This is a genomic window from Bradyrhizobium sp. HKCCYLRH3059 (assembly GCF_051168035.1).
In the GTDB taxonomy this organism is placed as follows: Bacteria; Pseudomonadota; Alphaproteobacteria; order Rhizobiales; family Xanthobacteraceae; genus Bradyrhizobium.
This window is the reverse complement of the sequence record NZ_JBNPUF010000001.1, coordinates 467,407-491,642: the sequence shown is the minus strand read 5'-3', so window position 1 is coordinate 491,642 and position 24,236 is coordinate 467,407. Positions and strand designations below refer to the sequence as shown.

Here is a 24,236-nt window from a genome sequence, read left to right as displayed (position 1 = left end):
ACATCGCCGTGGTCGCGCTGCGCGGACGAGACATCGATGCCTTCCTGGCCAAACCGGACGCCGCTCGTCCGCTGATCCTGTTGTACGGTCCGGATACCGGCCTGGTTCGCGAGCGCGCCGAGGCCCTCATCGCTTCGGCCGTCGACAACCCCGATGATCCCTTCTCCGTGGTCAGGCTCGACGGTGACGAGCTCTCCGCGGAGCCGTCGCGCCTCGTCGACGAAGCCATGACCGTGCCGCTGTTCGGCGGCCGCCGGGCGATCCGGGTGCGCGCCGGCTCGCGCAATTTCGCCAGCGGCGTCGAGACGCTCAGCGAGATGAACGTGCGGGACTGCCGCGTCGTGATCGAGGCCGGCGACATCCGCCCCGATTCGCCACTGCGCAAGATTTGCGAGAAGGCCAGAACGGCGGTGGCGATCGGCTGCTACCCGGACACCGAGCGCGATCTCGCCAAGCTGATCGACGACGAATTGCGCTTGGCCTCGCTGCGCATCTCTCCGGAGGCCCGCGCCTATCTGATGGCGCTGCTCGGCGGCGACCGCCAGGCCTCCCGCAACGAGCTGCGCAAGCTGACCCTGTTCGCCCACGGCGAAGGCGAGGTGACGCTCGACCATGTGATGGCCGTGGTCGCCGACGCCTCGGAGATGAAGCTCGATCCGATCGTTGACGGCGCCTTCGGCGGCAAGCCGGAAATGGTCGAGACCGAGTTCGGCAAGGCGATGATCGCGGGCACCTATCCCGGCGTCATCATCTCCGCCGCGCAGCGACATGCCGCATGGCTGCATAAATCGGCGCTCGCCGTCGCTTCCGGCACGCCAGTCTCGTCCATCCTCGAAGGCGGCTTCCCCCGGCTGCACTTCTCGCGCAAGCCGAGCGCCGAGACGGCGCTGCGCAATTTCTCCCCTGCCCGCCTGCTGCCGATCATCGACCAACTGGCGACAGCCGCGCTCGACATGCGCAAGCAGCCGGGATTGGCGGCAGCGATCGCGCAGCGGACGCTGCTGTCGATCGCGGTCGCGGCACGGCGGAAGGGGTGATGGTCGGTGCGCCGGCTCCCTGAATACGGCGTCGAGAACTTCAGCCCGAGTGGACCCGAGATCGCTCTCCAACCTCAGCCGTCATTCCGGGGCGCCCGAAGGGCGAGCCCGGAATCCATCGGGCTACAGGATCTGCTGAGAGATGGATTCCGGGTTCGTGCTTCGCACGCCCCGGAATGACGGAGGAGAGAGTCGTGTGCTCGCTTTGGCAATCGCGACGAAAAACACAGCCGTAGCTCTTCCAAATTATTAGCTCGTCATGCCCGGGCTTGACCCGGGCATCCATCCGCTTCGTCCAAAAAAATGGATGGCCGGGTCAAGCCCGGCCGTGACGTAGGTGAGAGCGGAGCAACGAACTCATGGAGGCCCGAGGCACAGCCGCGGCGGCGCAATGAGCGCCACGACCTAACAACCTAGCCCTGCTCCAGCCGGCGCATCACCTCGTCGAGCTGCTCGAGGCTGCGGTAGGTGATCTGCACCGTGCCGCCGGGGTCGCGGTGGCTGATCGACACCGAAAGGCCGAGTGCATCGCCGACGCGCTTCTCCAGCGCGATGGTGTCGGCGTCCTTCTTCTCCGCCGGCGCGCTGCCGCTGCTGCGCGGCTTCTGCGGCTTGCGCTCCGGCACGCCCTCCTCATGCGCCAGCGCCTCGGTCTGCCGGACGTTCAGCCCTTCCGCGATGATCTTCTTCGCCGCCGACATCGGATCCGGCAGGTTGATCAGCGCTCGCGCATGGCCGGCCGAGATCTGCCCGGTCGCGATGAAGCCCTGCACCTCGGCCGGCAGCTTGGTCAGCCGCATCATGTTGGCGACGTGACTGCGGCTCTTGCCGACGATCTTGGCGATGTCTTCCTGATTGCGTTTGAACTCGTTGGCGAGCGCGTGATAGCCCTGCGCCTCCTCCATCGGATTGAGATCCTCGCGCTGCACGTTCTCGATGATCGCGAGCTCCAGCGCATCGCTGTCGCTGACATCGACCGGAACGATCGGCACCTCGTGCAGGCCGGCGGCCTGCGAGGCGCGCCAGCGCCGCTCGCCGGCGATGATCTCATAGCGGTCGTGCTGGCCCTTCACCGGACGCACCACGATCGGCTGGATCACGCCATGCTGCTTGATCGAGGCCGAGAGCTCGGCGAGCTCGCCGTCGGAAAACGTCTTACGCGGATTGCGCGGGTTCGGCTTGAGGAATTCGATCGGCACCTTGCGCTGATTGCGCGGCCGCTCCGGCGGCGCGCCGGCCTCGCGGCCGACGTCACCGATCAGACTTGCGAGACCCCGGCCCAATCGCGATCGCGACTCGTCGGCCATCGCCTTCTCCTTTGGATTCACGTCACGCTCCGCTTGCGTCTGCTGCCGATCGGGTCCCGCCGGCACAATGAACGAGGGAGCGGATTCATTTCGGAATCCGCTGCCGTCCTCGAATGAGATCCGGGCGACGAGGTCCCCCGGAGCAGAGGCAAAGTCAGTTCGTGCGCAGGTCACGCTCGCGCTGAATGACTTCGGTCGCGAGCTTGAGATAGGCCTCGCTGCCGACGCACTTCAAGTCGTAGACCAGCACCGGCTTGCCGTAGGACGGCGCTTCCGAGATGCGCACGTTGCGCGGGATCATCGTGTTGTAGACCTTCGATCCCATGAACTGGCGGACGTCGGCGACCACCTGGTTCGACAGGTTGTTGCGCGAGTCGAACATCGTCAGCACGATGCCGTGGATCGAGAGGTTCGGGTTCAAGGTCGAGCGCACCTGCTCCACGGTCTGCAACAGCTGCGACAGACCTTCGAGCGCGAAGAACTCGCACTGCAGCGGCACCAGGATCGCGTCGGACGCGGCCATCGCATTGACCGTCAGCAGGTTCAGCGACGGCGGACAATCGACCAGCACGTAGGTGTAGTCGTTCTCCGGCGAGACGTTGTTGTTGAGGCCGGCGATCGCATCGCGCAGACGGAAGGCGCGGTTGGCGGTGGAGCCGAGCTCGAGCTCGAGCCCCGACAGGTCCATCGTCGAGGAGGCGATGTGCAGCCGCGGCACGGCCGTCGCAACGACGGCGTCGCGCAGCGAGGCCTCGCCGATCAGCACGTCATAGGTCGAGCAGTTGCGGCTGCCACGGTCGATGCCGAGGCCGGTCGAGGCGTTGCCCTGCGGATCGAGATCGACGATCAGCACCCGCTCGCCGATCGCGGCCAGCGCCGTACCGAGGTTGATCGCGGTCGTGGTCTTGCCGACCCCGCCCTTCTGATTGGCGAGCGCCAGGATGCGCGGATGCCCCTCCGGGTGCGGGGCTCTATCTTCTTGATAAATCTGATCAATTACGGCCATGCGCGATCGCCATTGGTTGTCGTCTTGACGGAATTCAGCTCTGTCGCTCGATGCAATCGATTGCGACGATCCAGCCCTGCCCGCCCGTCCGGCTGGAGTGAAGTTTCGACTCAATTTTCCAATACTTAGTAGATTCGGTCAATTCCGCTTCTACATCTTGACCCTTGAGAAACAGCGCTCTCGCGCCTTTTTTCACCAGGGGCTCCGCAAAGCCGATGAGCTGATGTAGCGGAGCGAGCGCGCGTGCGGTCACGCAATCGACTCGCCCGCTCCACTTCTCCACGATATCCCCGATCTCTGACAAATGCACGATCCCCGGAGCGCCGGTGACGCGAATTGCTTCGCGCAGGAAGGCGGCCTTCTTGGCGTTGCGCTCGACCAGATGGACCTGGGCACCATCCCGCTCGGCCAGGGCGCAGGCGAGGACGACGCCCGGGAAGCCGCCGCCGCTGCCGAGATCAATCCAGATCCGGGCGTCGGGCGCGAGGTCCAGGAGCTGAAGCGAGTCGGCGATGTGGCGCGTCCAGAGATGCGGCAAGGTCGACGGCGCGATCAAATTGGTCTTCGCCTGCCACTCCAGCAGCAGTGCGACGTAGCGATCGAGACGCTGCTCCGTTTCACGTGAAACGGGAGTCAGCGCGAGCGCTGCCGCCTTGTCCGATTCGATCATCTTGGATGCCACCGCTGGCGATGCCTGTTTCACGTGAAACGCCTCAACCCGTGGCCTTGCTTCGACGCGCTTCGCGGCGGAGATAGGCCGCAAGGATCCCGAGCGCCGCCGGCGTCATGCCATCGATCCGGCCGGCCTGCCCGATCGTCCACGGCCTGGCCGCCGTCAGCTTCGCTCGCGCCTCATTGGAGAGACCTGGGACGAGCGCATAGTCGACGTCACCGAGCACCAGGCTTTCGTCGCGCCGGAAGGCGTCGACGTCCTGGCTCTGCCGGCGGACATAGACATCATATTTGGCATCGATCTCGAGATGGATGACGATGGCGGGATCGATCGCGCCGAGCTCCGGCCAGATCGCCCTCACCTCGGAGAAACCGATCTCCGGATAGGCCATCAGTTCGAAGGCCGAGCGGCGCTGGCCATCCTTGTTGAGCGTGAAGCCATGCTTCGCCGCCTCGTTGGGCGTGATCGTCAGCGACCTCGCCATCGCGCGGGCAGCCTCCAACGCGCCCATCTTGCTTCGATGGAAACGCGCACGATCAATGCCGACACAGCCGAGCGCGATGCCTTTGTCGGTCAGCCGCTGGTCCGCGTTGTCCGCCCGCAGCGTCAGCCGATACTCGGCGCGCGAGGTGAACATCCGATACGGCTCGGTGATCCCCCGCGTGACGAGGTCGTCGATCATCACCCCCAGATAGCCATCGGCGCGATCGAATACGGCCGGCCCGCCGCCGCCCGCGGCCAGCGCGGCATTGAGGCCCGCGACCAGACCTTGAGCTGCGGCCTCCTCATACCCGGTCGTGCCGTTGATCTGGCCAGCGAGGAACAGACCCTTCATCCGCTTGGTCTGTAGGGTCGGTTCGAGCTCACGCGGATCGACGTGGTCGTACTCGATGGCATAGCCCGGCCGGATCATCCGGACCCGTTCGAGACCCGGGATGGTCGGCAGCAGCGCGAGCTGGACCTCCTCCGGCAGCGAGGTCGAGATGCCGTTCGGGTAGACCGTCGTATCGTCGAGCCCTTCGGGCTCCAGGAAGATCTGGTGACCGTCGCGGTCACCGAAGCGGACGATCTTGTCCTCGACCGAGGGACAGTAACGCGGCCCGGTCGACTTGATCTGCCCGGAGTACATCGGCGAGCGATGGACGTTGGCGCGGATCACCTCGTGGGTTGCAGTCGTCGTCCGGGTGATGCCGCATTGGATCTGCGGGGTGGTGATCCTCTCCGTCAGGACGGAGAACGGCTCCGGCGGATCGTCGCCGGGCTGCATCTCGACCGCGCTCCAGTCGATCGTCGATCCATCCAGGCGCGGCGGCGTGCCGGTCTTGAGGCGGCCGAGCCGAAATCCGATGGCTTCGAGCGACTGGGACAGCCCCAGCGCCGGCGCTTCGCCGACCCGGCCGGCCGGCCAGGTCCTCTCACCCAGGTGGATCAGACCACGCAGGAACGTGCCGGTCGTGATGACGACAGCGCCACAGATGAAGGTCCGGCCGTCAGCCAACCGCACCCCTGCCACCCGTCCGCCGGTAGCGATCAGTTCGTCCGCCTCGCCTTCAATGACGGTGAGGTTCGGGGTCTCCCGGATCGCCGACTGCATCGCCGCGGCGTAGAGCTTGCGGTCGGCCTGGGCGCGTGGACCTCGAACGGCCGGTCCCTTGCGGCGATTCAGCACGCGAAACTGGATGCCGCCGGCGTCGGCGACGCGACCCATCAAGCCGTCGAGAGCGTCGACCTCGCGAACCAGATGTCCTTTTCCCAGTCCTCCGATGGCCGGATTGCAGGACATGGCCCCGATCGTCGCGAACTGATGCGTGATCAGCGCGGTTCGGGCGCCCATGCGCGCCGCGCCCGCCGCCGCTTCACAGCCGGCGTGGCCGCCACCGATGACGACGACGTCGTAGGATGTCAGATGCTGGATCATGGGGCTTATCTAACGCTCGCAGACAATGCTCGGAAGACGTTTCACGTGAAACATTCGCCGACATCGAATCCTCGTTGTTTCACGTGAAACATGACCAACTCCGCGGTCCCATCGTGTTTCACGTGAAACATCCCTGACGGCGTCCGTACATCCTGTTTCACGTGAAACAATTGACGATCGATTAACCAAGCAACGCTTCATTAAGTATATCCGACCCGGTTCGTCGGGAACCGCGGCTACTTGCCGATGCAGAACTCGCGAAAGATCACGTCGAGCAGGTCTTCGACATCCACTCGTCCCAAAAGACGCCCTAGCGCAAGCGCGGCGATCCGCAGCTCCTCCGCAGCAAGCTCCTCGCCCAGGTCGATCGCCGAGATGCTACGCTGAAGCGCAGCGGCGGTGTCGGCGAGCAGAGTCCGCTGCCGCTGCCGTGTGATCAGGCCGCTCTCAGTTGATCCAAAATAGTCCCGGGCAAAGCCAACCAGCGCATCCAGCAGCTCGACCAGCCCTGCCCCGCTTCGCGCGGAGATCTGAAAGACCGGGTTATCTCCGCTGGACGATGGACGACTCCCCTCCCGACCTCTGCTCAGATCGATCTTGTTACGAACGAGCCAGACGGGAGCCGCGCTTTGGCGCTCAACCTCGGCCTGCTCATCCTCCGACAGCCACAGCACCAGATCCGCCTGCGCCGCTCGGTCTCGCGCGCGCCGAACACCCTCCTGCTCGACCGGATCGTCCGTCTCGCGAATGCCCGCGGTGTCGATCACCGTCACTGGATAGCCGTCGAGATCGAGCTGAACCTCGATGAGATCGCGCGTGGTGCCGGCCTGCGGAGAGACGATCGCGACCTCGCGACGCGCAAGCTGGTTCATCAAGGTCGACTTGCCCGCGTTCGGCGGTCCGGCAATGACGACCGTCAGGCCGTCGCGCAGACGTTCGGCCCGGCCCTCGGCCGACAGCACCGACTCGATCTCGGTCAACAGCCGGCCGATCCGGGCGAGCGCCGGCGCCATCAGCTCGGTTGGCACGTCGCCTTCATCGGCAAAGTCGATCCCGGCCTCGATCAGCGCCGCCGCCTCGATGATCTGCTCACGCCAGCTCCGCGCCTTGTCGCCCAACAGGCCCTTCAGCTGCCGCAACGCCTGGCGCCGCTGGCGGTCCGTGTCGGCGTGGATGAGGTCGTCGAGACCTTCGGCCTCGGTCAGATCGATCTTGCCATTCTCGAACGCGCGCCGCGTAAACTCGCCCGGCTCAGCAGGGCGCATCTGCGGCATCGTCGACAGCACCGAGAACATTGTCGCCAGGACGGCTCGACTGCCGTGCACATGCAGCTCGGCAACATCTTCGCCGGTGGCGCTTGCGGGTCCGGGAAACCACAGCACGACGGCATCGTCGATCGGCTCGCCACTACCATCCCGCAGCAAGGCGCGCGTCGCCATCCTCGGCAGCGGCAGTTTCCCCGCAAGCATCTGAAGGGCGATGCCGGCGTGAGGCCCGGAGAGTCTGACGATCGCAATCGCACTCGGCAGGCGTCCGGAGGACAGCGCGAAGATGGTCTGGTCGTGAGGATGCATGATCCTCAGTTGGGCTCACCGGCAGCGAAAGACAATCGGTTTGCAGCGGCATGCTTTACGCCGGCGAACCATGGCGGGCGGATAAGCATCGAGGTCTTCACGCGGGGCGCAGCGACAAACACGTCAAACAAAAAGGGCGCTCCGGAGAGCGCCCTTTGCAGATTGAAGCAGTGCCTCGATCAGGTGTTCATCGACTCGAAGAACTCGGCATTGCTCTTGGTGCTGCGGAGCTTGTCGAGCAGGAAGTCGATCGCGTCCATGGTGCCCATCGGGTTGAGGATGCGGCGGAGCACGTACATCTTCTTGAGGTTCTGCGGCTCGGTGATGAGCTCTTCCTTGCGGGTGCCGGAGCGGGCGATGTCGATCGCCGGGAAGGTCCGCTTGTCCGCGACCTTGCGGTCGAGGATGAGCTCGGAGTTGCCGGTGCCCTTGAACTCCTCGAAGATGACCTCGTCCATGCGGCTGCCGGTGTCGACCAGCGCGGTCGCGATGATCGTGAGCGAGCCGCCTTCCTCGATGTTGCGGGCGGCGCCGAAGAAGCGTTTCGGACGCTGCAGCGCGTTGGCGTCGACACCGCCGGTCAGCACCTTGCCGGAGGACGGCACGACGGTGTTGTAGGCGCGGCCAAGGCGGGTGATCGAGTCCAGGAGAATGACGACGTCGCGGCCGTGCTCGACGAGGCGCTTGGCCTTCTCGATCACCATCTCCGCGACCTGGACGTGACGGGCGGCCGGCTCGTCGAAGGTCGAGGACACGACCTCGCCCTTCACCGAGCGCTGCATGTCCGTGACTTCCTCGGGGCGCTCGTCGATCAGCAGCACGATCAGATAGCACTCGGGATGATTGGCGGTGATCGAGTGCGCGATGTTCTGCATCAGCACCGTCTTGCCGGTGCGCGGCGGCGCGACGATCAGCGCACGCTGGCCCTTGCCGATCGGCGCGACGATGTCGATGACGCGTGGCGACAGATCCTTGCGGGTCGGATCCTCCAGCTCGAGCCGGAAGCGCTCGTCCGGAAACAGCGGCGTGAGATTGTCGAAATTGACCTTGTGCTTGGACTTCTCGGGATCCTCGAAGTTCAGCGTGTTGACCTTGAGCAGCGCGAAATAGCGTTCGCCTTCTTTCGGGCTGCGGATATGCCCTTCGATCGTGTCACCGGTGCGCAGGCCGAAGCGTCGGATCTGCGACGGCGAGACATAGATGTCGTCGGGACCGGGCAGGTAGTTCGCATCCGGCGAGCGCAGGAAGCCGAAGCCGTCGGAGAGCACCTCGACGACGCCCTCACCGATGATGTCGGTTTCCTGGATCGCGAGCTGCTTGAGGATGGCGAACATCAGCTCCTGCTTGCGCATCGTGCTGGCGTTCTCGACCCCGTTTTCCTCCGCGAAGGAGACGAGCTCGGCCGGCGTCTTTGACTTGAGGTCCTGTAGTTTGATTTCCCGCATTGGGGTGGTCCTGTGGAAGCGACTTGGGAGGGATGCGAGGTGGCTGTGGGAAGGCGGACGAAATGAGGTCCGCAGGTCTGAGCAAGGTTGGCGCCGATGAGGCACCAGACCTGATGCGGCGGCCGGTCAAGCCGGAACGCAACCACATCCGCCTGCGTGGGGTGGGATATCGATAATATAGAAAATCGCGCCGTCGTCTGCAAGGCATCTGCAGCGGAGCGGTATTCCGTGGGAAGCGGTCAGAACGGCTTGACGATGACGAGAATCACGATGCCGATCATCAGCACCGTTGGTACCTCATTGATATACCGGTAGAATTTCTGGCTGCGGGTGTTCTTGTCGGCGCCGAATTCTCTGACCCAACGGGTGAACAGTCCGTGGACCCCGGACATGATCAGGACCAGCAGAAATTTCGCATGAAACCAACCGCTGGTATACCAGTGGCCGGCCCAGGCCAGATAGAGTCCGGCAAGCCACGTCACGGTGATTGCCGGATTGATGATCGCCTTGAGCAGGCGCCGTTCCATGACCTTGAACGTCTCGGATTGCTTCGAGCCGATCTCGGCGTCGCAATGATAGACGAACAGCCGCGGCAGATACAGCATGCCGGCCATCCACGCGATGACAGCGATGACGTGAAGGGCCTTGATCCACTCATACATCGGAAACGCGTGATCCTCTCGGCTGGCGATCAGCTTGCGTGTCGAGACATATCCGCTCGCTCAGTCCCCTCCAAACCAAATAATTTTAGAATCTTAAGGTTTGAGTCTAGGTAGCGGTGGATTGGACTCATGCAATGTCATCCGCAGTCTGCCCGCAGCTTGTTCACATCCCTCAACATGCGAGCTGCGCACGCCGGATCGCCCCAGAGTCTGATGTGATTCAGACGCTTGTCGAAATCCTTCGACAGCTTATCCAGAGACAAATGGGCCTCGTCCCGATATCATCGCGCTGCTGCCTGACGTTGTCCCGGACGGCGACCATGTGCAGAACAATCGGGGTTATACAAAGGGAGCGGTCCGAGGCGACTTTTTGGCCCCATCCTTCACAGGGATTCACAGATCGTTAAGGATTTGATGCCCACCACCGGCAACTACTTTCACCTCCATCTGGTTTCCGATTCGACGGGCGAAACCCTGATCACGGTCGCGCGTGCGGTCGCCGCGCAATACACCAACGTGACCCCGGTCGAGCACGTGTACCCGCTGGTGCGGAGCCAGAAGCAGCTCGACCGCGTGCTCGACGAGATCGAGGAAGCGCCGGGCATCGTTCTGTTCACGCTGCTCGAGAAGGATCTGGTCAGCCGGCTCGAAGCCAAGTGCCAGCAGATCAACATCCCGAGCCTGTCGATCATCGGTCCGGTGATGCAGCTGTTCGAGGCCTATCTCGGCGCATCGACCGCCGGCCGCGTCGGTGCGCAGCACGTGCTCAATGCCGAATATTTCGCCCGCATCGATGCGCTGAACTACACGATGCTCCACGATGACGGGCAGATGGTCGACGGTCTCGAAGACGCCGAAGTGGTGCTGGTCGGCGTCAGCCGGACGTCGAAGACTCCGACCTCGATCTATCTCGCCAATCGCGGCGTGCGCACCGCCAACGTGCCGCTGGTCCCGGGCATTCCGATCCCGCATCAGCTCGAGACATTGAAGAAGCCGCTGGTGGTCAGCCTGCATGCGACCCCGGAGCGGCTGATCCAGGTGCGGCAGAATCGCCTGCTCAGCATGGGTGCGGAATCCGGCAATGAGAACTATGTAGACAAGCAGTCGGTGACGGACGAGGTCGCCTATGCACGCAAGCTGAGTGCGAAGTTCAACTGGGTCATGCTCGACGTGACGCGGCGCTCGATCGAGGAGACGGCTGCCGCGATCTTGAAACTCTATACCGACCGGCAGCGGCAGCGGCTTCCGGACTAGTGAGCGGATCAATGTCCATCTGGTGCAGTGACGAGCCTCTCATTCTGGCATCGCAGAGCCGCGCGCGGCGGATGCTGCTCGCGAACGCAGGACTCGCGTGCGAGGCGCTTCCGGCCGATATCGACGAACGCGCGGTGCAGGCCGAAGCCGGTCTGGTCGCGCCCTACGAGATCGCGTTGCACCTTGCCAACGCGAAGGCCGCAGCGGTCTCGGCAAACAGGCCCAATTCATATGTGGTGGGCGCGGATCAGACGCTGGCATTGGGTGAGCGCATGTTCAACAAGCCGGCCGGCCGCCAGCATGCCATGCAGCAACTGTTGGCGCTGGGCGGACGCACCCATGCGCTGCACTCGGCCATCGCCGTGGTCCGCAATGGCGAGGTGCTGTTCTCGCACGTCGCCGTCGCCTGGATGACGATGCGTGCCCTCACCGAAACCGAGATCGCAGCCTATCTCGATGCCGCCGGCGAAACCGTCACATCCAGCGTCGGCGCCTACCAGCTGGAAGGGCTCGGCGTGCACCTGTTCGACCGCATCGACGGCGATCACTTCACCATCCTCGGCCTGCCGCTGCTGCCGCTGCTCGCCTATTTTCGCGAAGCGAAGCTGCTCAGGATCTGAGGCCGACCGCAGCCACGCGCAAGGGGGAGTGACCGCGGATGAGAGTGCTGGGTCTGACCGGCTCGATGGGCATGGGCAAGTCGACGACCGCAAAGCTGTTCGCCGAAGCCGGCGTCCCGGTCTATGACGCCGACGCGACCGTTCATAAGGTCTATGAGGGCGAAGCCGCGCCGGCGATCGAAGCCGAATTTCCCGGGACCACGGTGGACGGCAAGGTGGATCGGGCCAGGCTCTCCGCCAAGGTCGTTGGCGATCCCGACGCGATCCGCAGGCTCGAAGCGATCGTGCACCCGATGCTGCGCTCCTATCATCAGAAGTTTCTCGACGACGCCGAGCAGTCCGGCGTGCCCGTTGCCGTCGTCGATGTCCCCTTGCTGTTCGAGACCGGCGGCGACAAGCGCGTCGATGCCGTGGTGGTGGTGTCGACCGCGCCCGAGATCCAGCGTCAGCGCATTCTGGCGCGCGGCACGATGACGGAAGAAGCGCTCGATACGCTGCTCGCACGGCAGATGCCGGATGCCGAGAAGCGCAAGCGCGCCGATTTCGTCGTGGATACCTCGCACGGGCTCGATCCGGTGCGGGCACGCATCCGCGACATCCTGGCGGAGGTCGTTAGAATGCCGCAGCGCCGGGGCTGATTCGCGAGCGCCGGCCGCGCGGAATTCGACGGATCAAATCAGATGCGTGAGATCGTTCTCGACACCGAAACCACCGGCCTCGACGCCTTGCGCGGCGACCGCCTGGTCGAGATCGGCTGCGTCGAGATCATCAACCGCATGCCCACCGGCCAAGTCTACCACCGCTACATCAATCCCGAACGTGACATGCCGGCGGAAGCGTTCGCGGTTCACGGACTGTCGAGCGAGTTCCTCGCGGACAAGCCGCTGTTTCACGAGATCGTGGAGGAGTTCCTGGAATTCATCGGCGATGCCCCGCTGGTGATCCACAACGCCTCGTTCGACATCGGCTTCATCAACGCCGAGCTCGACCGGGTCAAGCGCGCGGCCATTCCGAGGGACCGTCTGGTCGACACGCTGCTGCTGGCACGTCGCAAGCATCCCGGCGTGTCGAACCGCCTCGACGACCTGTGCTCACGCTATGCGATCGACAACTCACGCCGCACCAAGCACGGCGCGTTGCTCGACGCCGAGCTGCTGGCGGAGGTCTATGTCGATCTGGTCGGGGCGCGGCAGTCGCAGCTGATCCTGACCCAGGACAGCCAGGAGATCCGCATCGGATCTGCCGGCGAGACGCCGCGCCGTCAGCGCGAGCAGCCGCTGTTGCCGCGGGTCACAGATGCGGAGCGAGAGGCGCATCGCGCCTTCATCGCCACGCTCGGCGACAAGCCGATCTGGATGGAGTTTCTCGCCGGCACGTGATCCGCCTGATCGGCAGCGGATCACGCCCTGCAAGCATCAATCGTAAGCTGAACCGGATCAGCTCGACAGCACCTGGCCGCCCTGGGCCGCCGCCTGGCGCTCCATGTTCTGGCGGTACAGGCCGACGAAATCGACCGGGTCCAGCATCAGCGGCGGGAAGCCGCCGTCGCGCACCGAATTGGCGACGATCTCGCGGGCGAACGGGAACAGCAGGCGCGGGCATTCGATCAGCAGCATCGGCGACAGGTTCTCGCGCGGAATGTTGACCAGCCGGAACACGCCGCCATAGACCAGCTCGAAGCTGAACATCACCTGGCTGCCGCTCTCGGCCTTGCCCTCGATCGTCAGCGTCACCTCGTATTCGGTGTCATTCAGAGCATTGGCGCCGACATTGATCTGGATGTTGATCTGCGGCGGCTGGCCCTGCGGCGCCAGGGACTGCGGAGCGTTCGGATTCTCGAACGAGAGATCCTTGATGTATTGCGCTAGCACGTTCAGTTGAGGAGGAGGAGCCGCCTCGGGAGTGGCGCCGTTACCGTTGGTCATCGCAGTGTTCTCCAGGCAAAAAGGGCGGGTCGTTGCGGCGCGTGGCTACCATAGGGCCGGCTTGTTCCACAAGGACGAGGCACGGACGCCGCAAAAGGCCGAGGCAGAGGGTTGATCCGGCCGGCATGCCTCTATTTGTCGCATCGCCCCGGGGGCGGAACCAGCGACCGTCTACTCTGTTCCAATCCAAGGTCGATCGGATTTCCCCTTGAGAGGGAAAAGGGTTAGGATCACCGGGCCACAATGTGCCATTGGCCGGGCCCAATTCGATGACTACATCCGGGTCGACCGAGGGATTCACGGGTCTTTACCCGGATCCTGTAGAACGGGTGCCCGGTGGCCGGGCTCCGCGTTCGGCTCGACAAGTCAGAAAGCGAACACGAAGTGGACATTTATACCATCATCTTCCTGGCGCTGGCGGTCTTCATCTTCATCCGCCTGCGCGCCGTGCTCGGGCAGCGCACCGGGAGCGAGCGGCCGTTCGATCACGCCGCCCGAAACGCGGTCCAGGGCGCGCCGGACAACCACGTCATGCCGGTTCCCAACAAGCCCATCGATCCCTCGGCTGCGGTCCCCGGCGGCGAGATGCCGGCGCCGGGCGATCGCTGGCGTGGCCTGGCCGAGCCGGGCACACCGCTCGCCCGTGGCCTCGACGCGATCGTCGCCGACGACTCGTCGTTCGATCCGCGCCATTTCCTGACCGGCGCGCGCAGTGCCTACGAGATGATCGTGCTGGCGTTCGCCAATGGCGATCGCCGCGCATTGCGCGACCTGTTGTCGTCCGAGGTCTATGAGAGTTTCGACGCCGTCATCAAGGAGCGCGAGAAGCAGGAGCAGAAGACCGAAACCCGCTTCGTCTCCATCGATACCGCCGAACTGGTCGGTGCCGAGCTGCGCGACCGCACCGCGCAGGTGACGGTGCGCTTCGTCTCGCAAATGATCTCGGTGACACGCGACAAGGGGGGCAACATCGTCGACGGCAATCCGGACAAGGTGGCCGACATCACCGACATCTGGACTTTCGCCCGCGATACCGGCTCGCGCGATCCCAATTGGAAGCTGGTCGGCACCGGCAGCCATTGATGGAATAGGTTGCCGCCGCCGGCGTTACATCGGGAGATCGCCCGCTCTCGATGTCGACCCAGTTCTGCAAGGAGGACGACGAGCTCCATCCTCGGCTTTTTGACCCGGATCTTTTCAGCATCCCGTTTTCTCTGAATTTCGCGTTGAGTGGTACTTTGATGGTGCAAGCATGGTTCGCGAAATTTGGAAGCGGGGTTTCACCGCTCATCGCCTGAAATACTGGACGCCGGCGCTCGCCCTGAGCGTCGCCGCCGTGGCGCTCGCCCCTTATGCGGCCGAGGCGGTGCGCTCGCGCCACCGGGCGGCGGCGCCCCCGGTGCGCCACCTGCCCTACCCGCAACTCGACTGGCCGCTCGAGATCAGCAACAGCCAGTACCTGCCATTGGCCTGGAACGACGTGCCCGGCTGGAACGACGACGACCAGCTTGCGGCCTATCGGACGTTCCGCGCCAGCTGCAAGCCGATCGCCGCAAAGACGGATGCAGCGCCGGATGCCAAGGCGGATGGCAAGCCGCTGGGTGATTCCCTGCGCGACCCCTGTCGCGACGCTCGGGCCACCGATCTCGCCGACAATGCTGCGGCAAGGGCTTTCTTCGAACGGCACTTCGAGCCGCTGAAGATCTCCAAGCTCGGCGATGTCGATGGCTTCGTCACCGGCTACTACGAACCCGTCATCGAGGGCTCGCGGACCCAGAACGAGGTCTACAACGTTCCGGTCTATCGTCGCCCCTCCAATCTGTTCGTCCGTGGCTTCAAGCAGGACGCGACGAGTCTGCCCAACAAGGGTCCCGTCTATCGGAAGATCGGACGGCGCAAGCTGGTCCCCTATTACGACCGCGCGGAGATCGAGGACGGCGCCATCGAGGGCCGCGGCCTGGAGATCGCGTGGCTCAGGAATCAGACTGACCTGCTGTTTGCCCAGATCCAGGGATCGGCGCGCATCAGTCTCGACGACGGCTCGACCATCCGCATCAACTACGATGCCTATAATGGCCTTCCCTACACACCGGTCGGCCGCATCCTGATCGAGCGCGGCATCATTCCGCGCGAGCAGATGTCGATGCAGCGTATCCGCGACTGGATGGAGCAGAATCCGGAAGGTGCCAACGAGCTGCGGCGGATGAACCGCTCCTACATCTTCTTCCGCGAGGTGCAGCTGTCGGAGAAGGACGAGGCGGTCGGCGCGCAGGGCATCCCGCTGACGCCCGGCCGTTCGATCGCGGTCGACAAGTCGCTGCACGTCTATGGCACGCCGTTCTTCATCACCGGCGAGCTGCCGATCGAATCCGAGAAGTCGAAGACCGCGTTCCACCGGCTGATGATTGCGCAGGATACAGGCTCGGCGATCGTCGGACCTGCGCGCGCCGATCTCTATTTCGGCGCCGGCCAGGACGCCGGCAAGGTCTCCGGCCGTCTCAAGCACAGCATCCAGTTCGTGATGCTGGTGCCGAAGAGCCTCGATCCGGTCGCGCGTGGCCGCAAGATGCCGCTGCCGGATGCACGCCCGTCGGAGAAGATCGCAAAACTGTTTCCGCAGGTGCTGCCGAAGGAGGCCGCCAAAGCCGCCGCCTCCCCGGTCAACGATGCGAAGGCCCCTGCTTCCGCCGCGAGCGCAATCCCGGCAACCACGGTGGCGCAGAACGTTGTGGCGCCGCAGCCCGTGCCCCTGCCCGAGGCCCGCCCCCGTATCGAAAGTGATCGCAATATCCGCCGATTGCGTTATGGCAGGCGCCATCGCAACCGCCGATGACAAGCCGTCTCCATGTCTGAAGATCCCGAGCCGCCGCGCGGCCGTCGCAAGCGTGGCCTCTCCGAGGACGAGCGCACGCTGTGGGAGACGGTGGCGCGCCAGGTCAAGCCGCTGCGCAAGACGCACCGTCCGGTGCGGCCGCATCCGCCGATGGTGACGGCCGAGCCGCAGCCGGACAAGCCGATGATGACACCGCGGCCGGTCGCGCCGGTGGTCGTGCCCAAGCCGGCCCGGCCGGCGATCCCGCCGCTGGTCTCGCTCGGCCGCAAGGAGCGGTCGAAGCTGTCGCGCGGCCGCAGCGAGATCGATGCGCGGCTCGATCTGCACGGCATGACCCAGAGTCGGGCGCATCAGGCGCTGCATCATTTCCTGCATCGCGCCCAGCATGACGGTCTCACCTTCGTGCTGGTCATCACCGGCAAGGGCACCATCGGGGCGGATCCCGAACGCGGCGTGCTCCGGCGGCAGGTGCCGCATTGGCTTAGCCTGCCGGAATTCCGCTCGCTCATCGTCGGCTTCGAGGAGGCTCATGTCGGCCATGGCGGCGCCGGCGCGCTCTATGTCCGGATCAGGCGCGCCCGCGGCTGAGCGTCAGAACGGGCGGATGATCCCGATCCGCGGTACGGCGGTGACGATCCAGCCCAGGATCGTCGTCATGCGGTCGTCGGCGTCGATCGGAGTGATCGGCTTGGTCGCAGGAAGCGTCTTCAGCGCGTGCAGCATCAGTACCATGCAGACCACCCAGCTCGAGATCCAGCGCGAATAGTCGAACACCATGGCGAACATGACGAGGTAAGCGGAGCTGATGACGATCAGCGCGGCGATGACGATCTGGCGATGGCGCTTGTCAGCCAAGGCGCCGATGAGATCCTTGAGATTCCGCCACAGCGGCGCGTGCAGCCACAGCAGCAGCGCATAGATGGGCAGGCCCAGCAGGTTCGACGGCAGCCGCGCCCAGGTGTCCTGCACCTCCTTGGCGAGCGGCTGATACCAGACATAGGCGAACTGCAAGAGCTCGGTGCGCGACGGATCGACCATGCGCGAGCGCAAGTAGGACACGAAGTCGGCCTCGGGCAGCGGCATGGTGCCGAGGAATTGCGCCGCGAGGAACAGCGCGCCGAGGCCGAGCAGCGCGCTGGCGCCGACTGCAATATCCAGGCGAGTGGGGGGACGTGTCAGGTAGTAGCGCAGCACGACGATCGCGGTGATGGTCGGCACGTACATCAGCAGATGGATGTGATGAATCAGCACGAGCAGGGCCGAGATCAATGCCGCAAGCAGCACGTAGGCCAGCGAGCGCGCCGGCACCAGCAGCAGGACGATCGCGCCGAGACAGCCATAGATGTCGAAATGGCCGAGCGTGAACAGGAAGTTCTTGAACACGAACGGCGAGCAGGCGGTGAAGATGAACAGCGGCAGCTGCGCGCGATCGAAGCCGAACGTGCGGCGGAAGAGCTGCGCGAACAGCGCGAAGGTGATGAGCCAGACGCAACCGGCCAGCGCGAACACCAGCCAGACCGGCACCTTCGCGGCGAACAGGCCGACCATGGCACCGATCAGCGCGCGCTTGATGAAGCCGAAGTGATAGTCGACCAGCAGATGGATGTACGGAATGTAGGGCGGCAGCGTGAGCTTGTGCAGGAAGACGCCGAGCATCACGGCGGCGTTGACGGCGAGCATCAGGCGCCAGTGTTTGCTGGAGGCGGCGGTCATGCGGCGTCCGAGCGGTGATAGATGGAGACGAGGTCGTCGCCCCGTCCACCACTGTCGCCCCGGCCTTGAGCCGGGACCCATAGCCGCCGCCGTTCGTGGTGAGGCAAGGCTGGAGCCGCCATCGTGAGTCACAATCAGCTTTGGTGGTTATGGGTCCCCGCGTTCGCGGGGACGACAGCGGATTTTGACGCCGCGCCGGAGCGAAGAAGCTCAGCGCTTGCTAGGCGCAGCCGACTACAAAATGAACCGGCTGAGATCCGCGTTCTTGGCGAGGTCGCCGATGTGTTGCTGCACATACGCAGCGTCGACGCGCATGGTTTCGCCGTTACGATCGGACGCCGTGAAGGAGATCTCGTCGAGCACGCGCTCCATCACCGTCTGCAGCCGGCGCGCGCCGATGTTCTCGACCGTCGAATTCACCGCGACCGCGATGTCGGCGAGCGCGTCGATCGCATCGTCGGTGATGTCGAGCGTCACGCCCTCGGTCTGCATCAGCGCGACATATTGCTTGATCAGCGATGCCTCCGGCTCGGTCAGGATGCGCCGCATGTCGTCGCGCGTCAGCGCCTGCAGCTCGACCCGGATCGGCAATCGTCCCTGCAGCTCCGGCAAGAGGTCCGAGGGCTTGGCGATGTGGAACGCGCCGGAGGCAATGAACAGGACGTGGTCGGTCTTGACCGCGCCATGCTTGGTCGAGACCGTCGTGCCCTCGATCAGCGGCAGCAGGTCACGCTGCACGCCCTCGCGCGAGACGTCGCCGCCGGCGCGGTTCTCGCGCACGCAGATCTTGTCGATCTCGTCGAGAAACACGATGCCGTTGTTCTCGACCACGCTGATTGCTTCCTGCACCAGCTGCTCGCTGTCGAGCAGCTTGTCGGATTCTTCCGCGATCAGGATGTCGTGCGAGGCCTCGACCGTCACGCGCCGCGTCTTAGTGCGGCCGCCGAGCTTGCCGAAGATGTCGCCGATCGAGATCGCGCCCATCTGGGCTCCCGGCATGCCGGGGATCTCGAACATCGGCAAGCCGCCGCCGGAGGACTGCGTCTCGATCTCGATCTCCTTGTCGTTGAGCTCGCCGGCGCGCAGCTTGCGGCGGAACGAGTCGCGCGTCGCAGCACTCGCATTGGCGCCGACCAGCGCGTCGAGGACGCGCTCCTCGGCGGCGAGCTGCGCGCGGGCGGCGACGTCCTTGCGCTTGCGCTCCCGGACCTGGGCGATCGCGACCTCGACGAGGTCGCGGATGATCTGCTCGACGTCGCGGCCGACATAGCCGACCTCGGTGAACTTGGTCGCCTCGACCTTGAGGAACGGTGCGCCCGCAAGCTTGGCCAGCCGCCGCGCGATCTCGGTCTTGCCGACGCCGGTCGGCCCGATCATCAGGATGTTCTTCGGCAGCACCTCTTCGCGCAGGCCTGCATCGAGCTGCAGCCGGCGCCAGCGGTTGCGCAAGGCAATGGACACCGCCCGCTTGGCGTCGGCCTGGCCGACGATGTAGCGGTCGAGTTCGGAGACGATTTCGCGGGGTGAAAAGTCGGTCATGGGGCTCTAGCTAGGTTTGGATCGCAATCAGGGCAAGTCGCCGGGCTGGCTCACCATCAGCAGCGCAGAGCCCTCCGGCGTTTCGACGAGCCGATCGCGTCTGAATCCGGCCTTCTCGTAGGCGCGCACGGCACGGGCGTTCGCCGGATCTGGATCGGTCACCACGCGTGGCGCGGCCGATCGCAGCAGGTCTTCGACGAACTGCCGAATGAAACGCGCCCCATGGCCGCGCCCGATCATGTCGGGCTCGCCGATGAACTGATCGATGCCACGCGTGGCGGGCGGTTGAGGCCCGAATCCATGATCCCATGCTGAGAGCGCATAGCACTGGAGATATGCGAACGGCCGGCCATCGATCGCGACGATAAATTGGTCCATGTCAGGATGAGCGAGATCGCCGCTCACCAGCGCATATTGCTCGTCGGGCTCTCCCCACCACCGCATCACGTCCGGCGTGCCAAGCCAACGGCGTATCAAGGGCAGGTCGGCGGCAGCCATTGCGCGGATGGCGTAATCCTGAGCCATTAATCCCGCACCATGGCTGAGCCGCCCTGCAAGGTCTCGATGGTGATGTTGCGGTTGGTGTAGACGCAGATGTCGGCGGCGATGTCGAGCGAGCGCCGCACGATGCTCTCGGCGTCTTTGTCGGTGTCGAGCAGGGCCCGCGCCGCGGCCAACGCGTAATTGCCGCCTGAGCCGATCGCCATCACGCCGGCCTCAGGTTCCAGCACATCGCCGGTGCCGGTCAGGACCAGCGAGACGTCCTTGTCGGCGACGATCATCATGGCTTCGAGCCGCCGCAGATAGCGGTCGGTGCGCCAGTCCTTGGCGAGCTCGACAGCTGCCCGGGTCAACTGCCCCGGATATTGCTCCAGCTTGCTCTCCAGCCGCTCGAACAGGGTGAAGGCGTCGGCGGTGGCGCCGGCGAAGCCGCCGATGACGTCGCCCTTGCCGAGCCTGCGCACCTTGCGGGCGTTGGACTTGATCACGGTCTGGCCGATCGAGACCTGGCCGTCGCCGCCGATCACCACCCTGCCCCCCTTGCGGACGGTCAGGATCGTGGTGCCGTGCCAGACGGTGGGCTCGTTCGCGGATGCGTGCATGGGGGGTCCCTGGTTGATCCTCTGATTTAGGCGTTCAGGCGTCGGGATACAATTACCGGGTCCCTGCCCTGCCCTGGCGGGCCTTGAAATCCGCTCACCATGGCCCGAGATCAAGGCCGAGGGGCGTCATCCCGCAGTAGCTAAGGTGTCATCCGCCTGATAAAAGGGCCGCGTTTTCAAGGGAAAGCTGACCCCATGCGTAGCGCGACCATCAAGCGCAAGACCAAAGAGACCGAGATCGAGGTGTCCGTGAACCTCGACGGCACCGGCGTCGTGAACATCGCGACCGGGATCGGCTTCTTCGATCACATGCTGGATCTGCTGGCCCGGCATTCCCGCATCGACATGACCGTCAAGGCGGTCGGCGACCTCCATATCGATTTCCACCACACCACCGAGGATGTCGGCATCGCCCTCGGCCAGGCCGTGCGTCAGGCGCTCGGCGACATGGCCGGCATCACCCGTTACGCCTCGATCCACATGCCGATGGACGAGACCCTGACGCGCGTCGTGATCGACGTATCGGGCCGGCCGATGCTGGTATTCCGCACGACCTTTGCGCGCGACAAGATCGGCGAGTTCGACACCGAGCTGGTGCGCGAGTGGTTCAACGCCTTTGCCATGAACGCCGGCATCACCCTGCATGTCGAGACGCTGTACGGCGAGAACGCCCATCATATCGCCGAATCCTGCTTTAAGGGTCTGGCGCGGGCCCTCCGCGCAGCCCTTGCGATCGATCCTCGCAATCAGGGCGAAGTGCCATCCACCAAGGGTCAGCTCGGCGGCTGACCTCCCTCCTCCCAAGGGATTATCGACATGCCCGTCTATACGGTTCACGCTCCCCTGGCCGCCGGGGTCGATCTGCGTTCGACCGATCGCTTTGTCTTCATCCGCGACGGCTTCCATTTCTGGGCCGCCGTGCTCGGCGCCGTCTGGCTGGCCTGGCATCGCCTCTGGCTTGCGATGCTCGTCTGGGCCGTGCTGATGATCGCGCTCGACGTCATCCTGGCGCGCGTCGGCGTCAGCGGCGGCGCGATTGCCGGCATCGATCTGTTGCTTGCGATCCTGCTCGGGCTCGAAGCCTCGAGCCTGAAGCGCTGGAGCTACTCGCGCGGCAATTGGCGCCAGATCGACGTCGTCGTCGCCGACGATCTCGATGCCGCCGAGCGCCGCTTCTTCGAGCGCTGGGCCGCCCGGCGCAGCACGCTCGGCTACGACAATCACACCGTCGATCGCGGCGCGGCGCCGCCGACACGCGACAATGGCAATGGGCAGCACCCGCCGCCGCTGCCGCATGCCAGCATCATTGGCTTGTTTCCCGAACCCGGAGGTGGACGATGAGTGTTGCGATCATCGATTACGGCTCCGGCAATCTGCATTCCGCCGCCAAGGCGTTCGAGCGGGCTGCGCGCGGCATGGCGGATCCGCAGAAGGTCGTCGTGACACGCGATCCCGATACGGTCTATCGCGCCGATCGCATCGTGTTGCCCGGCGTCGGCGCCTTCGCCGACTGCCGCCGCGGGCTCGACTCCGTCGACGGCATGCTGGAGGCGATGACCGAAGCCGTGCGCCACAAGGCGCGGCCGTTCTTCGGCATCTGCGTCGGCATGCAATTGATGGCAACGCGCGGCAAGGAGCACGTCACCACCGACGGCTTTGACTGGATCTCCGGCGACGTCGAGAAGATCACGCCGCGCGACGAAAGCCTGAAGATCCCGCATATGGGATGGAACACGCTCGATGCGCTGCAAGAGCATCCGGTGCTGGAGCGGCTGCCGCTCGGACCGAAGGGCCTGCACGCCTATTTCGTGCACTCCTATCACTTGAATGCCGTCAACGAGAGCGACGTTCTGGCACGCGCCGATTACGGCGGACCGGTCACCGCGATCGTCGGCAAGGACACCGCGATCGGCACCCAATTCCATCCCGAGAAGAGCCAGCGTTTCGGTCTCGCCCTCATTTCCAACTTCCTGAAGTGGAAGCCGTGAGCGCAGCGCGCCTGTCCGTCCAAGAGGCGGGCAGGGCGCTTGCCTGAAAGACAGCTCCGATGATCCTGTTTCCTGCCATTGATCTGAAGAACGGCCAGTGCGTGCGCCTGGAGCAGGGCGACATGGCGCGCGCCACCGTGTTCAACCTCGATCCCGCCGCGCAGGCCAAGAGCTTCGCCGACCAGGGGTTCGACTATCTCCACGTCGTGGATCTCGACGGCGCCTTCGCCGGCAAGCCGATGAATGCGCACGCCGTGGAAGCGATGTTGAAAGTCGTCAAGATGCCGGTGCAGCTCGGTGGCGGCATCCGCGATCTCAAGACGGTGGAGGCTTGGCTCAGCAAAGGCATCACCCGTGTCATCATCGGCACCGCGGCGGTGCGCGATCCCGAGCTGGTGAAGACCGCAGCCAAGGCCTTCCCCGGCCGCGTCGCCGTCGGGCTCGATGCGCGCGACGGCAAGGTCGCCGTCGAGGGCTGGGCCGAGACATCCGAAGTGACCGCGCTCGACATTGCCAAGCGCTTCGAGGACGCCGGCGTCGCCGCGATCATCTTCACCGACATCGCACGCGACGGCCTGCTCAAGGGCCTCAACCTCGACGCCACGATCGCGCTCGGCGACGCCATCTCGATTCCCGTGATTGCCTCCGGCGGCCTGGCCTCGATCGAGGACGTCAAGGCGATGCTGACACCGCGGGCGAAAAAGCTCGAAGGCGCCATCGCCGGCCGCGCGCTCTATGACGGCCGCCTCGATCCCGCGGAAGCACTGGCGCTGATCCGCGCGGCGCGTGCGTAGGAGGAAACAGGATGTTCAAGGTCCGTGTCATTCCCTGCCTCGACGTCAAGGACGGACGAGTCGTCAAGGGCGTCAACTTCGTCAATCTGCGCGATGCCGGCGATCCGGTCGAAGCCGCGATCGCCTATGACGCGGCCGGCGCCGACGAGCTGTGCTTCCTCGACATCACCGCCACCCATGAGAACCGCGGCATCATGCTGGACGTCGTCCGGCGCACGGCGGAGGCCTGCTTCATGCCGGTCACGGTCGGCGGCGGCGTGCGCACCATCGACGACATCAAGACCCTGCTCCGTTCCGGCGCCGACAAGGTTTCGATCAATTCGGCCGCGGTGAGCAGGCGCGAATTCGTCAAGGAGGCGGCCGAGAAGTTCGGCGAGCAGTGCATCGTGGTGGCGATCGACGCCAAGTCCGTGTCGCGGCCGGGCGGCGGCAGCCGCTGGGAGATCTTCACCCATGGCGGCCGCAAATCGACCGGCATCGATGCCCTGGAATACGCCCAGGAGGTGGTCGCGCTCGGTGCCGGCGAGATCCTGCTGACCTCGATGGACCGCGACGGCACCCGCCAGGGCTTCGACCTGCCGCTGACCCGGGCAGTCGCCGACAGCGTCCCGGTGCCGGTGATCGCCTCCGGCGGTGTCGGTAACCTCGATCATCTGGTGGACGGCATCCGCGAGGGCCACGCGACCGCGGTGCTGGCGGCGTCAATCTTCCATTTCGGGGAATTTACCATCCGGCAGGCCAAGGAGCACATGGTGCGCCAGGGGCTGCCGATGCGGCTCGATCCCTGACGACATTGCGTCGCAAAAATGTTAGATGAACGCTGGTCCGGCCGCCGTGGTCGGGCA

At 64.9% G+C, this 24,236-nt stretch carries 25 protein-coding genes; 13 read left to right on the top strand and 12 right to left on the bottom strand.

All coding sequences use genetic code 11. From position 1 onward, the window contains the following. The first annotated feature begins 8 nt into the window (after positions 1 to 8). On the top strand, positions 9 to 1,037 hold the full coding sequence (gene holA / locus ACQR13_RS02295) for a DNA polymerase III subunit delta (protein WP_315716806.1): 1,029 nt from the start codon (positions 9 to 11) through the stop codon (positions 1,035 to 1,037). Between the two features lie 413 nt (positions 1,038 to 1,450). On the opposite strand, the gene ACQR13_RS02290 is transcribed toward holA, so the two are convergent. From ACQR13_RS02290 to hemJ, 7 genes are all read right to left on the bottom strand, one after another. After that, positions 1,451 to 2,344, bottom strand: coding sequence for a ParB/RepB/Spo0J family partition protein (locus ACQR13_RS02290; protein WP_315716956.1), 894 nt, complete (start codon positions 2,342 to 2,344; stop codon positions 1,451 to 1,453). A gap of 154 nt (positions 2,345 to 2,498) precedes the next feature. Then, positions 2,499 to 3,350 (bottom strand): ParA family protein, encoded by an 852-nt coding sequence (locus ACQR13_RS02285; RefSeq protein ID WP_315716805.1) that lies wholly within the window; start codon positions 3,348 to 3,350, stop codon positions 2,499 to 2,501. 34 nt (positions 3,351 to 3,384) lie between these two features. Continuing rightward, on the bottom strand, positions 3,385 to 4,053 hold the full coding sequence (rsmG, locus tag ACQR13_RS02280; protein ID WP_409977904.1) for a 16S rRNA (guanine(527)-N(7))-methyltransferase RsmG: 669 nt from the start codon (positions 4,051 to 4,053) through the stop codon (positions 3,385 to 3,387). A gap of 10 nt (positions 4,054 to 4,063) precedes the next feature. Continuing rightward, positions 4,064 to 5,941, bottom strand: coding sequence for a tRNA uridine-5-carboxymethylaminomethyl(34) synthesis enzyme MnmG (mnmG, locus tag ACQR13_RS02275; protein ID WP_434862546.1), 1,878 nt, complete (start codon positions 5,939 to 5,941; stop codon positions 4,064 to 4,066). 236 nt (positions 5,942 to 6,177) lie between these two features. Then, positions 6,178 to 7,515: a tRNA uridine-5-carboxymethylaminomethyl(34) synthesis GTPase MnmE gene (gene mnmE, locus ACQR13_RS02270; protein WP_434862545.1), complete on the bottom strand. Its 1,338-nt coding sequence runs from the start codon at positions 7,513 to 7,515 to the stop codon at positions 6,178 to 6,180. 179 nt (positions 7,516 to 7,694) lie between these two features. Further along, on the bottom strand, positions 7,695 to 8,960 hold the full coding sequence (rho, locus tag ACQR13_RS02265; RefSeq protein WP_008965552.1) for a transcription termination factor Rho: 1,266 nt from the start codon (positions 8,958 to 8,960) through the stop codon (positions 7,695 to 7,697). Positions 8,961 to 9,199: 239 nt separating this feature from the next. Then, positions 9,200 to 9,622, bottom strand: coding sequence for a protoporphyrinogen oxidase HemJ (gene hemJ, locus ACQR13_RS02260; RefSeq protein WP_315716802.1), 423 nt, complete (start codon positions 9,620 to 9,622; stop codon positions 9,200 to 9,202). 414 nt (positions 9,623 to 10,036) lie between these two features. Between hemJ and ACQR13_RS02255 the strand changes: the two genes are divergently transcribed. From ACQR13_RS02255 to dnaQ, 4 genes are read left to right on the top strand one after another with little or no spacing between them, the layout of a single operon-like run. Further along, on the top strand, positions 10,037 to 10,876 hold the full coding sequence (locus tag ACQR13_RS02255) for a pyruvate, water dikinase regulatory protein (RefSeq protein WP_315716801.1): 840 nt from the start codon (positions 10,037 to 10,039) through the stop codon (positions 10,874 to 10,876). 11 nt (positions 10,877 to 10,887) lie between these two features. Beyond that, the gene (locus ACQR13_RS02250; protein WP_315716800.1) at positions 10,888 to 11,496 is read left to right on the top strand and encodes a Maf family protein; all 609 of its coding nucleotides are present in this window, start codon (positions 10,888 to 10,890) and stop codon (positions 11,494 to 11,496) included. Between the two features lie 38 nt (positions 11,497 to 11,534). Beyond that, complete coding sequence (gene coaE / locus ACQR13_RS02245) at positions 11,535 to 12,134, top strand: dephospho-CoA kinase (RefSeq protein ID WP_434862544.1); 600 nt, start codon at positions 11,535 to 11,537, stop codon at positions 12,132 to 12,134. Between the two features lie 42 nt (positions 12,135 to 12,176). After that, on the top strand, positions 12,177 to 12,875 hold the full coding sequence (gene dnaQ, locus ACQR13_RS02240) for a DNA polymerase III subunit epsilon (protein ID WP_434862543.1): 699 nt from the start codon (positions 12,177 to 12,179) through the stop codon (positions 12,873 to 12,875). Between the two features lie 57 nt (positions 12,876 to 12,932). Here dnaQ and secB read toward each other — a convergent pair whose 3' ends face one another. After that, positions 12,933 to 13,421, bottom strand: a complete 489-nt coding sequence (gene secB, locus ACQR13_RS02235; RefSeq protein ID WP_315716797.1) for a protein-export chaperone SecB — start codon at positions 13,419 to 13,421, stop codon at positions 12,933 to 12,935. A gap of 384 nt (positions 13,422 to 13,805) precedes the next feature. Here secB and ACQR13_RS02230 point away from each other — a divergent pair, with 384 nt between their 5' ends. From ACQR13_RS02230 to ACQR13_RS02220, 3 genes are all read left to right on the top strand, one after another. Continuing rightward, on the top strand, positions 13,806 to 14,504 hold the full coding sequence (locus tag ACQR13_RS02230; RefSeq protein WP_315750514.1) for a Tim44/TimA family putative adaptor protein: 699 nt from the start codon (positions 13,806 to 13,808) through the stop codon (positions 14,502 to 14,504). A gap of 169 nt (positions 14,505 to 14,673) precedes the next feature. Then, complete coding sequence (mltA, locus tag ACQR13_RS02225; protein WP_316166409.1) at positions 14,674 to 16,254, top strand: murein transglycosylase A; 1,581 nt, start codon at positions 14,674 to 14,676, stop codon at positions 16,252 to 16,254. Positions 16,255 to 16,266: 12 nt separating this feature from the next. Beyond that, the gene (locus ACQR13_RS02220) at positions 16,267 to 16,842 is read left to right on the top strand and encodes a Smr/MutS family protein (RefSeq protein ID WP_315716794.1); all 576 of its coding nucleotides are present in this window, start codon (positions 16,267 to 16,269) and stop codon (positions 16,840 to 16,842) included. A 3-nt stretch (positions 16,843 to 16,845) separates the two neighbouring features. Here the strand turns inward: ACQR13_RS02220 and ACQR13_RS02215 are convergent, their stop codons facing one another. From ACQR13_RS02215 to hslV, 4 genes are all read right to left on the bottom strand, one after another. Next, entirely contained in the window at positions 16,846 to 17,967 is a 1,122-nt protein-coding gene (locus tag ACQR13_RS02215) for a hypothetical protein (protein ID WP_434862542.1), read from the bottom strand. A 234-nt stretch (positions 17,968 to 18,201) separates the two neighbouring features. Further along, complete coding sequence (gene hslU, locus ACQR13_RS02210; RefSeq protein WP_315716792.1) at positions 18,202 to 19,506, bottom strand: ATP-dependent protease ATPase subunit HslU; 1,305 nt, start codon at positions 19,504 to 19,506, stop codon at positions 18,202 to 18,204. A gap of 27 nt (positions 19,507 to 19,533) precedes the next feature. Then, on the bottom strand, positions 19,534 to 20,031 hold the full coding sequence (locus ACQR13_RS02205) for a GNAT family N-acetyltransferase (protein ID WP_315825695.1): 498 nt from the start codon (positions 20,029 to 20,031) through the stop codon (positions 19,534 to 19,536). Beyond that, a complete protein-coding gene (gene hslV, locus ACQR13_RS02200; protein WP_315825696.1) occupies positions 20,031 to 20,609 on the bottom strand; it encodes an ATP-dependent protease subunit HslV in 579 nt (192 codons plus the stop codon). Before hslV ends, ACQR13_RS02205 begins: the two co-directional genes overlap by 1 nt. Before the next feature lie 195 nt (positions 20,610 to 20,804). On the opposite strand from hslV, the gene hisB reads away from it, so the two are divergent. Genes hisB through hisF form a run of 5 tightly spaced genes read left to right on the top strand, consistent with a single transcriptional unit; the run spans position 20,805 to position 24,179 of the window. Beyond that, a complete protein-coding gene (hisB, locus tag ACQR13_RS02195; protein ID WP_315716789.1) occupies positions 20,805 to 21,398 on the top strand; it encodes an imidazoleglycerol-phosphate dehydratase HisB in 594 nt (197 codons plus the stop codon). Positions 21,399 to 21,425: 27 nt separating this feature from the next. After that, positions 21,426 to 21,950 carry a DUF2628 domain-containing protein gene (locus ACQR13_RS02190; protein WP_315716788.1) on the top strand — a complete coding sequence of 175 codons (525 nt, stop codon included), beginning with the start codon at positions 21,426 to 21,428 and terminating at the stop codon, positions 21,948 to 21,950. Next, on the top strand, positions 21,947 to 22,597 hold the full coding sequence (gene hisH / locus ACQR13_RS02185) for an imidazole glycerol phosphate synthase subunit HisH (RefSeq protein WP_315750522.1): 651 nt from the start codon (positions 21,947 to 21,949) through the stop codon (positions 22,595 to 22,597). The genes ACQR13_RS02190 and hisH overlap by 4 nt, the downstream gene beginning before the upstream one ends. Before the next feature lie 59 nt (positions 22,598 to 22,656). Next, a complete protein-coding gene (gene hisA / locus ACQR13_RS02180; RefSeq protein WP_315716786.1) occupies positions 22,657 to 23,391 on the top strand; it encodes a 1-(5-phosphoribosyl)-5-[(5-phosphoribosylamino)methylideneamino]imidazole-4-carboxamide isomerase in 735 nt (244 codons plus the stop codon). 11 nt (positions 23,392 to 23,402) lie between these two features. Continuing rightward, a complete protein-coding gene (hisF, locus tag ACQR13_RS02175; protein WP_315716785.1) occupies positions 23,403 to 24,179 on the top strand; it encodes an imidazole glycerol phosphate synthase subunit HisF in 777 nt (258 codons plus the stop codon). Positions 24,180 to 24,236: the final 57 nt, after the last annotated feature.